Annotated in this window: 3 protein-coding genes, 4 tRNA genes and 5 rRNA genes; 9 read left to right on the forward strand and 3 right to left on the reverse strand. The window is 47.2% G+C overall.

Going from position 1 to position 15,792, the window contains the following annotated elements:
* Positions 1-16 precede the first annotated feature (16 nt).
* From ACZ5XY_RS06130 to thrS, 3 genes are all read right to left on the reverse strand, one after another.
* Positions 17-1,258 (reverse strand): toxic anion resistance protein, encoded by a 1,242-nt coding sequence (locus tag ACZ5XY_RS06130; protein ID WP_464739934.1) that lies wholly within the window; start codon positions 1,256-1,258, stop codon positions 17-19.
* 321 nt (positions 1,259-1,579) lie between these two features.
* On the reverse strand, positions 1,580-2,083 hold the full coding sequence (gene infC, locus ACZ5XY_RS06135; protein WP_464739936.1) for a translation initiation factor IF-3: 504 nt from the start codon (positions 2,081-2,083) through the stop codon (positions 1,580-1,582).
* Between the two features lie 23 nt (positions 2,084-2,106).
* Positions 2,107-4,041: a threonine--tRNA ligase gene (thrS, locus tag ACZ5XY_RS06140; RefSeq protein ID WP_464739937.1), complete on the reverse strand. Its 1,935-nt coding sequence runs from the start codon at positions 4,039-4,041 to the stop codon at positions 2,107-2,109.
* Between the two features lie 608 nt (positions 4,042-4,649).
* Here thrS and ACZ5XY_RS06145 point away from each other — a divergent pair.
* The 9 genes from ACZ5XY_RS06145 (at position 4,650) to ACZ5XY_RS06185 (ending at position 15,700) form a co-directional block, all read left to right on the forward strand.
* Positions 4,650-6,189, forward strand: a 16S ribosomal RNA gene (locus tag ACZ5XY_RS06145).
* A gap of 181 nt (positions 6,190-6,370) precedes the next feature.
* Positions 6,371-6,447: transfer RNA gene (locus ACZ5XY_RS06150), tRNA-Ile, on the forward strand.
* Between the two features lie 7 nt (positions 6,448-6,454).
* Positions 6,455-6,530, forward strand: a tRNA-Ala gene (locus tag ACZ5XY_RS06155).
* A 312-nt stretch (positions 6,531-6,842) separates the two neighbouring features.
* Positions 6,843-9,700: ribosomal RNA gene (locus tag ACZ5XY_RS06160) — 23S ribosomal RNA — on the forward strand.
* A gap of 115 nt (positions 9,701-9,815) precedes the next feature.
* Positions 9,816-9,930: ribosomal RNA gene (gene rrf, locus ACZ5XY_RS06165) — 5S ribosomal RNA — on the forward strand.
* Positions 9,931-10,649: 719 nt separating this feature from the next.
* Positions 10,650-12,189, forward strand: a 16S ribosomal RNA gene (locus tag ACZ5XY_RS06170).
* Positions 12,190-12,370: 181 nt separating this feature from the next.
* Positions 12,371-12,447, forward strand: a tRNA-Ile gene (locus ACZ5XY_RS06175).
* 7 nt (positions 12,448-12,454) lie between these two features.
* Positions 12,455-12,530, forward strand: a tRNA-Ala gene (locus ACZ5XY_RS06180).
* 312 nt (positions 12,531-12,842) lie between these two features.
* Positions 12,843-15,700, forward strand: a 23S ribosomal RNA gene (locus ACZ5XY_RS06185).
* The 16S, 23S and 5S rRNA genes sit together here with 4 tRNA genes alongside, the layout of an rRNA operon.
* The last annotated feature ends 92 nt before the right edge of the window (positions 15,701-15,792 follow it).

Genomic DNA, 15,792 nt, shown 5'->3' on the forward strand with positions numbered 1-15,792 from the left:
GTTTAAATTCTACTCTTTAAATTTGAATAGAATTGCTCTCATCAGTGATTCTTGAAGTCTCAAGCTCTTTTGATACCTCAAGCACTGTCGTTTGATTCGCTTTATCGAGGTATTTTTGCGCTTTATCAACCTCGGTACTTAAGCTCTCAACCGTCTGCTTCATATTATCGAGCGCTTCAACTTTATATTTACTGATCATATCCATCGTTTCATAAATATTGTTAAAAGCATTTTGCAGCTTATCAAGCTCAATGGTGCTGCTGGTGGCCTGCTCATTAATGGCAAGCGATTGGCGTTTGAGCATCGCTGACGTTGATTCAATGACGCTGCTTGTGGTTTTATTAAGCGCCGTAATTTGATCAAGCACCAATTTTTGATTGGTCATGGCTTGCGCGACGACCACAGCCGTTCTCAGCGCCGAAATGGTCGTCGTCGTTGCGCGATCCACACCTTTTATCAGCTCTAAATTGTTTTTACGAATGGTATCTAGCGCCAAATAACCTTGAACATTTACTGCCAATTGCGTTAAAAAGTCGGTGTTTTTTTGGCGAACATAAAACAGCATTTCTTCTTTAATGATTCGCGCTTTTTCAGGATCGGTGGCTTCCAAATCAGCAACTTTACGCTCAAGCTCAGCATCGATCTTTTTACCGACATAAATATATTGCCGAATCGATTGCATCAGCTCCCACATATTGACTTTTTCTTGCTCAATCATGGCATTGTCTTTAATCAGCTCATCCTTGCCGTTGTAAAGACTGGTCACCACCGCGTTGATATGCGACTGCGCCGATTCATATTGGCGAAAATAATCTTGAACTTTATTGCCAAAAGGAATGATGCCAAACAGCTTTCGCGAATGAGTCAGCTGTTTTTTACTGGGGTCTAAATCTTCAACAATACCGCGAAGCTCGGTCAATGATTTGGCAATTGGGGAGTTTTCAAACAAGCCATCATCGATACTTTTGGCGGGCAGTTGTAGCATTCGATTGGACACTTGCGCCGACTCGCGGATTTCTTTATTGCCCAAATTGTGGATGGATTGCACATTTTGCTGAAAATCAGGGCTATGAACCGGATTGGCAATCACATGATTGACAAACGCTGAGACTTTGGCATCAAGCTCAGGGATTTTATTTTTATTGAGCGTCACCATTTGGTCAGCTTCACTGGTCGCTACTTGCGTTACCGGCTCAGGCGGGGTGAGCGCAACGACAGAAGATTTTGCAGTATCCGGAGGAGTCAATTCTTGCGCCATAAGGTTGTCCTTTAATTTTTTTAATCGCTTTTTATTTAAAACCAGACGTTAAATTATTGTTAATTATTATGGTTAGGCTTCGTTATTGCGGCGGCGGGCTTGATATTCAAGGGTAAACTTCAGCCTTTAAGCGTTCTAAACTAAGAGTAGCTGAGCCAAATCAAAGCTTTAAGCCTTAAATTGTAATCGCGCACCAATTTTTGGTAACCAAAACCCAATCAGCTGACCTAAAAAGCGCAAAAAAGCCACCAATCACCATGAGTAATTGGTGGCTTGCAAGTAATCCAATAACCGCAGTTAAACTTTTACGTCAACAAGCGCTTATTTTTTCTTGGTAGGCCCAAGCAGCATTCCCATTTGTCGACCTTCCATTTTTGGTGGCTGCTCAACGTTTGAGATGTCCGCAGTATCTTCAATGATGCGCTCAAGCTGTTTGCGACCAATTTCTTGGTGCGCCATTTCACGACCACGGAAGCGAATGCTGATTTTGACTTTATCTTGGTCTTCTAAAAAGCTGATAATCTTTTTAAGTTTAACCTGATAATCCGCCTCTTCAGTGCCAGGTCGCAGTTTCATCTCTTTGAGCTGAGTCTGCTTTTGGTTTTTCTTCGCCTCTTTTGCCTTTTGTTTTTGGTCATAAAGATAGCGTTTGTAATCCATGATTTTACAAACAGGCGGCTTTGCGTCAGGAACCAATTCGACCAAGTCCAAGTTTTCATCACGCGCCGCTTTCATTGCGGTGGCAATATCGACCACGCCCAATTGTTCGCCGTCTTCTTTGACCAAGCGGACTTCTTTAGCGCTGATATCTTCGTTGATGTTCAAACGGTTTGACTGTTTAATGGGTCTTACTCCTCATCTGTTTTTTGATTTAGTCGACCTTTTTGCGCAATGTCGGCGTTCACTAAAGTTATAAAATCCTCAATGCTCATGACACCAAGATTTTTGCCTTCACGGGTTCGCACGTTGACGCTGCCAGATTCGACCTCTTTGTCCCCCAATACTAGCATATAAGGGACGCGCTCTAATGTTTTCTCTCGTATCTTAAAGCCAATCTTTTCGTTACGCAAGTCGCTCGTGGCGCGCAGTCCTGCGTTTTTAAGTTGCTCGGTAACTTCAAGACAAGCTTCGCTTTGTTTGTCGGTGATGTTCATGACCGCAACTTGGATTGGCGCAAGCCAGACGGGCATCCAGCCGGCATAATGCTCAATCAGCATTCCCAAAAAGCGCTCAAACGATCCTAAAATCGCGCGATGCAGCATGATTGGCGTTTCGCGCTCGCCATTTTCATTAACAAATTCAGCATCTAAGCGCTCAGGCATATTGGGGTCAACCTGAATCGTGCCGCACTGCCAAACGCGACCTAAGCAATCCTTTAAGCTAAATTCAATTTTAGGACCATAAAACGCGCCTTCACCGGGCAGATATTCCCAATCAAGCCCTGAGCTATCAAGCGCGTCAGCGAGCGCTTTTTCAGCAAAATCCCAAGATTCTTCACTACCAACACGTTTTTCAGGTCGCGTTGACAATTTCATTTCGATGTCTTTAAAGCCAAAATCGTCATAAACCGCCAAAGTTAACTTAATAAAATCGGCAACCTCTTGTTGAATTTGCGCTTGGGTACAAAAAATATGCGCGTCATCTTGGGTAAAGCCGCGAACGCGCATCAAGCCATGAAGCGACCCTGACGGCTCATTGCGGTGGCATGAACCAAACTCCGCCATTCGTAGCGGCAAGTCACGGTAGGATTTTAACCCTTGGTTAAAGACTTGAACGTGACACGGGCAGTTCATTGGTTTTACCGCATAATCACGGCTTTCGCTTGCGGTGGTGAACATGTTGGTTGCGTAATTGCCCCAATGACCTGACTTTTCCCAAAGCGTTCTGTCCACGATTTGCGGCGTTTTGATTTCTTGATAGCCGTTATCAATCTGAACTTTGCGCATATACTGCTCAAGAACCTGATAAATCGTCCAGCCGTTTGGATGCCAAAATACCATCCCTGGCGCTTGCTCTTGCATATGAAATAAGTTTAGTGCCTTGCCAATTCGGCGGTGATCGCGTTTTTCAGCTTCTTCAATGCGGGTGATATAAGCTTTTAACTGCTTTTTATCCGCCCAAGCCGTACCATAAATGCGTTGAAGCTGCTCGTTTTTCGCGTCCCCACGCCAATACGCGCCGCTCATTTTGGTTAATTTAAACACCTTTAAAAAGCGCGTGTTTGGAACGTGTGGTCCTCGGCACATATCAATATATTCTTGATGATAATAAATGCCAAACGCATCCTCACCCGGCATATCATTGATCAATTGCAGCTTATAATCTTCGCCGCGCTCCTCAAAGATTTTGATTGCCTCATCGCGCGGCGTCATTTTTTTGACGACATCATAGTTTTGATTGATAAGCTCAACCATCCGCGCCTCAATCTTTTCCATATGTTCAGGCGTAAATGGCGTCTCACTATAAATGTCATAATAAAAGCCCTCATCAATCACAGGGCCGATCACCATTTTCACTTCAGGATACAGCTGCTTGACCGCATGACCGAGTAGATGCGCGCACGAGTGGCGAATAATATCCACCCCATCGTCATCTTTTGCCGTCACAATCTCTACCCGCGCATCCGCCACAATCGGATCACACGCATCGACCAAATGACCATCGACCCGACCAGCAATCGTCGCCTTGGCAAGTCCTGCGCCGATACTTTCGGCAACCTGCATGACCGTCGTTTGACCCTCAAAGTTTTTCACCGTACCATCGGGTAGAGTAATCGCTACCATAATTTTTCACCTTAATTGCGTCCGCTAGCAGTGATGATTGCAACCATCAACCATTTGACCGTAAGACTGCTAAAACTGAATATCGCTAAAACAACGACAACATCTTAAAAAAAGCTACTATAGCAAAACTGGATAATGAACACTACAAATCAATAGCTTCAAGCGACCAATTAACCTACTCTTTATAAGGTCAAATACGCCCAAATCAAACTTTTTGCAAAATAATTGCAATTAATTTAAAAAAGCTGTTGACACCAAAAATAAAGTCTCTATAATACGCACCTCACAAGGCAAGCGAACTAACAAATTGGCTAGTTATGATTTTAACCTTGAGAAACAAATTAAAATAAAAGCTTGACAGAGTGTCCGATTGTGATATGATAGATGGCTTGAGCGATACTGGACGACAGATTGCTAACTATTTAACAGCGAACTAAAGAACAACTTGTGTGGATTTTTGCTAAGACAGAATGCTAATACTATTATCATTTAGTTTCAGCAAAGAACTCAAGTTAATTCATACGAATGCGAAAGTAATTTGCTAGTAATTAAATGAGCCAAGATTCGAAGTCATCTTCCTTTAAAGGTTAAAGACTTCATTTAAGATTAAACTGAAGAGTTTGATCATGGCTCAGATTGAACGCTGGCGGCAGGCTTAACACATGCAAGTCGAGCGGTAACAGGAAGAAGCTTGCTTCTTTGCTGACGAGCGGCGGACGGGTGAGTAAAGCTTAGGAATCTACCTAGTAGTGGGGGATAACTTGCCGAAAGGTAAGCTAATACCGCATACGACCTACGGGAGAAAGCAGGGGATCGTAAGACCTTGCGCTATTAGATGAGCCTAAGTCGGATTAGCTAGTTGGTGGGGTAAAGGCCTACCAAGGCGACGATCTGTAGCTGGTCTGAGAGGATGATCAGCCACACCGGGACTGAGACACGGCCCGGACTCCTACGGGAGGCAGCAGTGGGGAATATTGGACAATGGGGGGAACCCTGATCCAGCCATGCCGCGTGTGTGAAGAAGGCCTTTTGGTTGTAAAGCACTTTAAGCAGTGAAGAAGACTCCATGGTTAATACCCATGGACGATGACATTAGCTGCAGAATAAGCACCGGCTAACTCTGTGCCAGCAGCCGCGGTAATACAGAGGGTGCGAGCGTTAATCGGAATTACTGGGCGTAAAGCGAGCGTAGGTGGCTTGATAAGTCAGATGTGAAAGCCCCGGGCTTAACCTGGGAACGGCATCTGAAACTGTCAGGCTAGAGTAGGTGAGAGGAAGGTAGAATTCCAGGTGTAGCGGTGAAATGCGTAGAGATCTGGAGGAATACCGATGGCGAAGGCAGCCTTCTGGCATCATACTGACACTGAGGTTCGAAAGCGTGGGTAGCAAACAGGATTAGATACCCTGGTAGTCCACGCCGTAAACGATGTCTACTAGTCGTTGGGGAACTTGATTCCTTAGTGACGCAGCTAACGCAATAAGTAGACCGCCTGGGGAGTACGGCCGCAAGGTTAAAACTCAAATGAATTGACGGGGGCCCGCACAAGCGGTGGAGCATGTGGTTTAATTCGATGCAACGCGAAGAACCTTACCTGGTCTTGACATACACAGAATCTTGTAGAGATACGAGAGTGCCTTCGGGAATTGTGATACAGGTGCTGCATGGCTGTCGTCAGCTCGTGTCGTGAGATGTTGGGTTAAGTCCCGCAACGAGCGCAACCCTTTTCCTTAGTTACCAGCACTTCGGGTGGGAACTCTAAGGATACTGCCAGTGACAAACTGGAGGAAGGCGGGGACGACGTCAAGTCATCATGGCCCTTACGACCAGGGCTACACACGTGCTACAATGGTAGGTACAGAGGGCAGCAAGCGTGCGAGCGCAAGCGAATCTCAAAAAGCCTATCGTAGTCCAGATTGGAGTCTGCAACTCGACTCCATGAAGTAGGAATCGCTAGTAATCGCGGATCAGAATGCCGCGGTGAATACGTTCCCGGGCCTTGTACACACCGCCCGTCACACCATGGGAGTTGATTGCACCAGAAGTGGGTAGCCTAACGTTTGAGGGCGCTCACCACGGTGTGGTCGATGACTGGGGTGAAGTCGTAACAAGGTAGCCGTAGGGGAACCTGCGGCTGGATCACCTCCTTAATGAAGCATTTGATTGGTAAGAATCCACAACAAGTTGTTCTTTGGTTTAAGCGTTTTAGCTTAAGAGGCTAAGCCTAATTATATGAGAATATAAGAAGGTATTGAGCTTTTAGCCATTTCCCTTTAAGGAAATGTCTCTTGCGCTCGGAGCAAAGCAGCGCTTTGCTTTTATCCTCGCTCAGGGTCTGTAGCTCAGTTGGTTAGAGCACCGTGTTGATAACGCGGGGGTCATAAGTTCAAGTCTTATCAGACCCACCAAACATCTGGGGCCATAGCTCAGTTGGTAGAGCGCCTGCCTTGCACGCAGGAGGTCAGGAGTTCGACTCTCCTTGGCTCCACCACAACGCGAGAGTAAGCTGTAAATAACATAAATAAAGAAAGTATAAACAGAAACAAGAGATTGGAATCGATTTCTTTTTTCTGTTTGATACAGAACCTAATACCTGACGAAGGATTAGGAACTATTTAACAACATAGATATGAGTCTGGGTTAGCAATACTATTTCACGTAGTGTTGTTAACCTGATAATCACCTTTTAATGACATCAGTTGTTATCCCAAGGGGTGATTATCAAAGTAAAGAGAACTGAATCAAGCGTAAACATAGGTGATATCGTTATCATTCAAGACAAACAGACCCTTTGGGGTTGTATGGTCAAGTAATGAAGCGCACATGGTGGATGCCTTGGCAGTCAGAGGCGATGAAAGACGTGACAGCCTGCGATAAGCTTCGGGGAGGCGGCAATATCCTGTGATCCGGAGATTTCTGAATGGGGAAACCCACTTAGCAAAAGCTAGGTATCATATACTTGTATATGAAGCGAACGAGGGGAAGTGAAACATCTCAGTACCCTTAGGAAAAGACATCAAATGAGATTCCCCAAGTAGCGGCGAGCGAACGGGGAGGAGCCGATTGACTCTAGAATAGAAGAACAGCGTGGGAAAGCTGACCGTAGAGGGTGATAGTCCCGTATTTTAAATTCTAGATGAGACATATTAAGTAGAGCGGGACACGAGAAATCCTGTTTGAAGATGGGGGGACCATCCTCCAAGGCTAAATACTCCTGACTGACCGATAGTGAACCAGTACCGTGAGGGAAAGGCGAAAAGAACCCCTGTGAGGGGAGTGAAATAGAACCTGAAACCGTGTGCGTACAAGCAGTGGGAGCACCCTTGAGGTGTGACCGCGTACCTTTTGTATAATGGGTCAGCGACTTATATTCTGTAGCAAGGTTAACCGCATAGGGGAGCCGTAGGGAAACCGAGTCTTAATAGGGCGAGTAGTTGCAGGGTATAGACCCGAAACCGAGTGATCTATCCATGAGCAGGTTGAAAGTGCCGTAACAGGCACCGGAGGACCGAACCCACTGTCGTTGAAAAGCCAGGGGATGACTTGTGGATAGGGGTGAAAGGCTAATCAAACTCGGTGATAGCTGGTTCTCCCCGAAAGCTATTTAGGTAGCGCCTCGGACGAACACCATTGGGGGTAGAGCACTGTTTCGGCTAGGGGGTCATACCGACTTACCAACCCGATGCAAACTCCGAATACCGATGAGTGATATCCGGGAGACACACGGCGGGTGCTAACGTCCGTCGTGGAGAGGGAAACAACCCAGACCGCCAGCTAAGGCCCCAAATTCCTAGTTAAGTGGGAAACGAGGTGGGAAGGCATAGACAGCTAGGAGGTTGGCTTAGAAGCAGCCATCCTTTAAAGAAAGCGTAATAGCTCACTAGTCGAGTCGGCCTGCGCGGAAGATGTAACGGGGCTCAAACTAGGAGCCGAAGCTGCGGATTTGAAAATTGTTTCAAGTGGTAGGGGAGCATTGTGTAAGCCTGTGAAGGTGTGTTGTAAAGCATGCTGGAGGTATCACAAGAGCGAATGCTGACGTGAGTAACGATAATGGGTGTGAAAAGCATCCACGCCGGAAGACCAAGGGTTCCAGTCCAACGTTAATCGGGGCTGGGTGAGTCGACCCCTAAGGCGAGGCCGAAAGGCGTAGTCGATGGGAAATCGGTTAATATTCCGATACTTGTTTATGATGCGATGGAGGGACGGAGAAGGTTATGCCAGCCTAGTGATGGTTATCTAGGTGGAAGGATGTAGGTAGAGTGATTAGGCAAATCCGGTCACTTATATACCGAGATCTGATAGCAAGCTGTACTTGTACAGCGAAGTGGCAAATACCATGCTTCCAGGAAAAGCTTCTAAGCGATAGTCATAAACGAATCGTACCCGAAACCGACACAGGTGGTCAGGTAGAGAATACCAAGGCGCTTGAGAGAACTCTGCTGAAGGAACTAGGCAAAATGGTACCGTAACTTCGGGAGAAGGTACGCTGCTGATGGTGATAGAACTTGCTTCTTGAGCTGTTGGCAGTCGCAGATACCAGGCTGCTGCAACTGTTTATTAAAAACACAGCACTCTGCAAACACGAAAGTGGACGTATAGGGTGTGATGCCTGCCCGGTGCTGGAAGGTTAATTGATGGGCTTAGCGCACGCGAAGGTCTTGATCGAAGCCCCAGTAAACGGCGGCCGTAACTATAACGGTCCTAAGGTAGCGAAATTCCTTGTCGGGTAAGTTCCGACCTGCACGAATGGCATAATGATGGCAGCGCTGTCTCCAGCAGAGACTCAGTGAAATCGAAATCGCAGTGAAGATGCTGTGTACCCGCGGCTAGACGGAAAGACCCCGTGAACCTTTACTACAGCTTTACATTGAACTTTGACCTGACTTGTGCAGGATAGGTGGGAGGCTTTGAAGCAGGAACGCTAGTTCTTGTGGAGCCAACCTTGAAATACCACCCTGGTCATGTTGGGGTTCTAACTTGAGTGTGACAGCACTAAGGACAATGTATGGTGGGTAGTTTGACTGGGGCGGTCTCCTCCTAAAGAGTAACGGAGGAGTACGAAGGTGCGCTCAGAACGGTCGGAAATCGTTCAAAGAGTATAAAGGCAAAAGCGCGCTTAACTGCGAGACCCACAAGTCGAGCAGGTACGAAAGTAGGTCTTAGTGATCCGGTGGTTCTGTATGGAAGGGCCATCGCTCAACGGATAAAAGGTACTCTGGGGATAACAGGCTGATACCGCCCAAGAGTTCATATCGACGGCGGTGTTTGGCACCTCGATGTCGGCTCATCTCATCCTAGGGCTGAAGCAGGTCCTAAGGGTATGGCTGTTCGCCATTTAAAGAGGTACGCGAGCTGGGTTTAGAACGTCGTGAGACAGTTCGGTCCCTATCTACCGTGGGCGTAGGAAATTTGAGAGGATCTGCTCCTAGTACGAGAGGACCAGAGTGGACGAACCGCTGGTGTTCGGGTTGTCATGCCAATGGCATTGCCCGGTAGCTACGTTCGGATGGGATAACCGCTGAAAGCATCTAAGCGGGAAGCCCACCTCAAGATGAGATTTCCCTAAAGAGCCGTTCAAGACTAGGACGTTGATAGGCAGGGTGTGGAAGCGCAGCGATGTGTGGAGCTAACCTGTACTAATTGCTCGTTTGGCTTGACCATACAACACCCAAGTGGTTTGTTGCTGTCTAGATCAAAGATAGTATGTCTGATTCGATATCACCAAAAGCTTGATTCAATCCAAGTTCTCAACCAACCTCATATCTATACCCCCTTTGCTGACGACAACAGCGCGATGGAACCACCTGATCCCTTCCCGAACTCAGAAGTGAAACGTCGCCGCGCCAATGGTAGTGTGGCACTTGCCATGTGAGAGTAGGTCATCGTCAGCGCCCTTTTCAAAAGCCCCCAGCATGAGCTGGGGGCTTTTTTTATGCTTGGGGTTTGTGCTATTTTCTTAAAAATTATTTCCAATATGAAATCTAGCAATCCAGAAAATAATTGCGTTTAGACGAAGATTGACAGTTTAGAATCTTAATTTTCAAAAAACTGCTTCGGTAAAAACCTAGCAAAATCAACCTATTAAAAATTAATCCAAATAATTTGCTAATAACGCTTGACCTGCTCTCAAACTTCTCTATAATACGCCCCCACAAGGACGGAAGTTGGCAGCGAAAGCCGCTGATCGTTTTAAAGGGTTTAAATTGCCAAGCGTGATTTGAAACAACTTTAAAAACAATAAAAAAACTTCTTGACTTCAAGATTTAAGCGTCTATAATACGCACCTCACAAGGCAAGCGAACTAACGAATTGGTTAGTTATGATTTTAACCTTGAGAAACAAATTAAAATAAAAGCTTGACAGAGTGTCCGATTGTGATATGATAGATGGCTTGAGCGATACTGGACGACAGATTGCTAACTATTTAACAGCGAACTAAAGAACAACTTGTGTGGATTTTTGCTAAGACAGAATGCTAATACTATTATCATTTAGTTTCAGCAAAGAACTCAAGTTAATTCATACGAATGCGAAAGTAATTTGCTAGTAATTAAATGAGCCAAGATTCGAAGTCATCTTCCTTTAAAGGTTAAAGACTTCATTTAAGATTAAACTGAAGAGTTTGATCATGGCTCAGATTGAACGCTGGCGGCAGGCTTAACACATGCAAGTCGAGCGGTAACAGGAAGAAGCTTGCTTCTTTGCTGACGAGCGGCGGACGGGTGAGTAAAGCTTAGGAATCTACCTAGTAGTGGGGGATAACTTGCCGAAAGGTAAGCTAATACCGCATACGACCTACGGGAGAAAGCAGGGGATCGTAAGACCTTGCGCTATTAGATGAGCCTAAGTCGGATTAGCTAGTTGGTGGGGTAAAGGCCTACCAAGGCGACGATCTGTAGCTGGTCTGAGAGGATGATCAGCCACACCGGGACTGAGACACGGCCCGGACTCCTACGGGAGGCAGCAGTGGGGAATATTGGACAATGGGGGGAACCCTGATCCAGCCATGCCGCGTGTGTGAAGAAGGCCTTTTGGTTGTAAAGCACTTTAAGCAGTGAAGAAGACTCCATGGTTAATACCCATGGACGATGACATTAGCTGCAGAATAAGCACCGGCTAACTCTGTGCCAGCAGCCGCGGTAATACAGAGGGTGCGAGCGTTAATCGGAATTACTGGGCGTAAAGCGAGCGTAGGTGGCTTGATAAGTCAGATGTGAAAGCCCCGGGCTTAACCTGGGAACGGCATCTGAAACTGTCAGGCTAGAGTAGGTGAGAGGAAGGTAGAATTCCAGGTGTAGCGGTGAAATGCGTAGAGATCTGGAGGAATACCGATGGCGAAGGCAGCCTTCTGGCATCATACTGACACTGAGGTTCGAAAGCGTGGGTAGCAAACAGGATTAGATACCCTGGTAGTCCACGCCGTAAACGATGTCTACTAGTCGTTGGGGAACTTGATTCCTTAGTGACGCAGCTAACGCAATAAGTAGACCGCCTGGGGAGTACGGCCGCAAGGTTAAAACTCAAATGAATTGACGGGGGCCCGCACAAGCGGTGGAGCATGTGGTTTAATTCGATGCAACGCGAAGAACCTTACCTGGTCTTGACATACACAGAATCTTGTAGAGATACGAGAGTGCCTTCGGGAATTGTGATACAGGTGCTGCATGGCTGTCGTCAGCTCGTGTCGTGAGATGTTGGGTTAAGTCCCGCAACGAGCGCAACCCTTTTCCTTAGTTACCAGCACTTCGGGTGGGAACTCTAAGGATACTGCCAGTGACAAACTGGAGGAAGGCGGGGACGACGTCAAGTCATCATGGCCCTTACGACCAGGGCTACACACGTGCTACAATGGTAGGTACAGAGGGCAGCAAGCGTGCGAGCGCAAGCGAATCTCAAAAAGCCTATCGTAGTCCAGATTGGAGTCTGCAACTCGACTCCATGAAGTAGGAATCGCTAGTAATCGCGGATCAGAATGCCGCGGTGAATACGTTCCCGGGCCTTGTACACACCGCCCGTCACACCATGGGAGTTGATTGCACCAGAAGTGGGTAGCCTAACGTTTGAGGGCGCTCACCACGGTGTGGTCGATGACTGGGGTGAAGTCGTAACAAGGTAGCCGTAGGGGAACCTGCGGCTGGATCACCTCCTTAATGAAGCATTTGATTGGTAAGAATCCACAACAAGTTGTTCTTTGGTTTAAGCGTTTTAGCTTAAGAGGCTAAGCCTAATTATATGAGAATATAAGAAGGTATTGAGCTTTTAGCCATTTCCCTTTAAGGAAATGTCTCTTGCGCTCGGAGCAAAGCAGTGCTTTGCTTTTATCCTCGCTCAGGGTCTGTAGCTCAGTTGGTTAGAGCACCGTGTTGATAACGCGGGGGTCATAAGTTCAAGTCTTATCAGACCCACCAAACATCTGGGGCCATAGCTCAGTTGGTAGAGCGCCTGCCTTGCACGCAGGAGGTCAGGAGTTCGACTCTCCTTGGCTCCACCACAACGCGAGAGTAAGCTGTAAATAACATAAATAAAGAAAGTATAAACAGAAACAAGAGATTGGAATCGATTTCTTTTTTCTGTTTGATACAGAACCTAATACCTGACGAAGGATTAGGAACTATTTAACAACATAGATATGAGTCTGGGTTAGCAATACTATTTCACGTAGTGTTGTTAACCTGATAATCACCTTTTAATGACATCAGTTGTTATCCCAAGGGGTGATTATCAAAGTAAAGAGAACTGAATCAAGCGTAAACATAGGTGATATCGTTATCATTCAAGACAAACAGACCCTTTGGGGTTGTATGGTCAAGTAATGAAGCGCACATGGTGGATGCCTTGGCAGTCAGAGGCGATGAAAGACGTGACAGCCTGCGATAAGCTTCGGGGAGGCGGCAATATCCTGTGATCCGGAGATTTCTGAATGGGGAAACCCACTTAGCAAAAGCTAGGTATCATATACTTGTATATGAAGCGAACGAGGGGAAGTGAAACATCTCAGTACCCTTAGGAAAAGACATCAAATGAGATTCCCCAAGTAGCGGCGAGCGAACGGGGAGGAGCCGATTGACTCTAGAATAGAAGAACAGCGTGGGAAAGCTGACCGTAGAGGGTGATAGTCCCGTATTTTAAATTCTAGATGAGACATATTAAGTAGAGCGGGACACGAGAAATCCTGTTTGAAGATGGGGGGACCATCCTCCAAGGCTAAATACTCCTGACTGACCGATAGTGAACCAGTACCGTGAGGGAAAGGCGAAAAGAACCCCTGTGAGGGGAGTGAAATAGAACCTGAAACCGTGTGCGTACAAGCAGTGGGAGCACCCTTGAGGTGTGACCGCGTACCTTTTGTATAATGGGTCAGCGACTTATATTCTGTAGCAAGGTTAACCGCATAGGGGAGCCGTAGGGAAACCGAGTCTTAATAGGGCGAGTAGTTGCAGGGTATAGACCCGAAACCGAGTGATCTATCCATGAGCAGGTTGAAAGTGCCGTAACAGGCACCGGAGGACCGAACCCACTGTCGTTGAAAAGCCAGGGGATGACTTGTGGATAGGGGTGAAAGGCTAATCAAACTCGGTGATAGCTGGTTCTCCCCGAAAGCTATTTAGGTAGCGCCTCGGACGAACACCATTGGGGGTAGAGCACTGTTTCGGCTAGGGGGTCATACCGACTTACCAACCCGATGCAAACTCCGAATACCGATGAGTGATATCCGGGAGACACACGGCGGGTGCTAACGTCCGTCGTGGAGAGGGAAACAACCCAGACCGCCAGCTAAGGCCCCAAATTCCTAGTTAAGTGGGAAACGAGGTGGGAAGGCATAGACAGCTAGGAGGTTGGCTTAGAAGCAGCCATCCTTTAAAGAAAGCGTAATAGCTCACTAGTCGAGTCGGCCTGCGCGGAAGATGTAACGGGGCTCAAACTAGGAGCCGAAGCTGCGGATTTGAAAATTGTTTCAAGTGGTAGGGGAGCATTGTGTAAGCCTGTGAAGGTGTGTTGTAAAGCATGCTGGAGGTATCACAAGAGCGAATGCTGACGTGAGTAACGATAATGGGTGTGAAAAGCATCCACGCCGGAAGACCAAGGGTTCCAGTCCAACGTTAATCGGGGCTGGGTGAGTCGACCCCTAAGGCGAGGCCGAAAGGCGTAGTCGATGGGAAATCGGTTAATATTCCGATACTTGTTTATGATGCGATGGAGGGACGGAGAAGGTTATGCCAGCCTAGTGATGGTTATCTAGGTGGAAGGATGTAGGTAGAGTGATTAGGCAAATCCGGTCACTTATATACCGAGATCTGATAGCAAGCTGTACTTGTACAGCGAAGTGGCAAATACCATGCTTCCAGGAAAAGCTTCTAAGCGATAGTCATAAACGAATCGTACCCGAAACCGACACAGGTGGTCAGGTAGAGAATACCAAGGCGCTTGAGAGAACTCTGCTGAAGGAACTAGGCAAAATGGTACCGTAACTTCGGGAGAAGGTACGCTGCTGATGGTGATAGAACTTGCTTCTTGAGCTGTTGGCAGTCGCAGATACCAGGCTGCTGCAACTGTTTATTAAAAACACAGCACTCTGCAAACACGAAAGTGGACGTATAGGGTGTGATGCCTGCCCGGTGCTGGAAGGTTAATTGATGGGCTTAGCGCACGCGAAGGTCTTGATCGAAGCCCCAGTAAACGGCGGCCGTAACTATAACGGTCCTAAGGTAGCGAAATTCCTTGTCGGGTAAGTTCCGACCTGCACGAATGGCATAATGATGGCAGCGCTGTCTCCAGCAGAGACTCAGTGAAATCGAAATCGCAGTGAAGATGCTGTGTACCCGCGGCTAGACGGAAAGACCCCGTGAACCTTTACTACAGCTTTACATTGAACTTTGACCTGACTTGTGCAGGATAGGTGGGAGGCTTTGAAGCAGGAACGCTAGTTCTTGTGGAGCCAACCTTGAAATACCACCCTGGTCATGTTGGGGTTCTAACTTGAGTGTGACAGCACTAAGGACAATGTATGGTGGGTAGTTTGACTGGGGCGGTCTCCTCCTAAAGAGTAACGGAGGAGTACGAAGGTGCGCTCAGAACGGTCGGAAATCGTTCAAAGAGTATAAAGGCAAAAGCGCGCTTAACTGCGAGACCCACAAGTCGAGCAGGTACGAAAGTAGGTCTTAGTGATCCGGTGGTTCTGTATGGAAGGGCCATCGCTCAACGGATAAAAGGTACTCTGGGGATAACAGGCTGATACCGCCCAAGAGTTCATATCGACGGCGGTGTTTGGCACCTCGATGTCGGCTCATCTCATCCTAGGGCTGAAGCAGGTCCTAAGGGTATGGCTGTTCGCCATTTAAAGAGGTACGCGAGCTGGGTTTAGAACGTCGTGAGACAGTTCGGTCCCTATCTACCGTGGGCGTAGGAAATTTGAGAGGATCTGCTCCTAGTACGAGAGGACCAGAGTGGACGAACCGCTGGTGTTCGGGTTGTCATGCCAATGGCATTGCCCGGTAGCTACGTTCGGATGGGATAACCGCTGAAAGCATCTAAGCGGGAAGCCCACCTCAAGATGAGATTTCCCTAAAGAGCCGTTCAAGACTAGGACGTTGATAGGCAGGGTGTGGAAGCGCAGCGATGTGTGGAGCTAACCTGTACTAATTGCTCGTTTGGCTTGACCATACAACACCCAAGTGGTTTGTTGCTGTCTAGATCAAAGATAGTATGTCTGATTCGATATCACCAAAAGCTTGATTCAATCCAAGTTCTCAACC

This window comes from Psychrobacter sp. GTC18467, assembly GCF_055397455.1.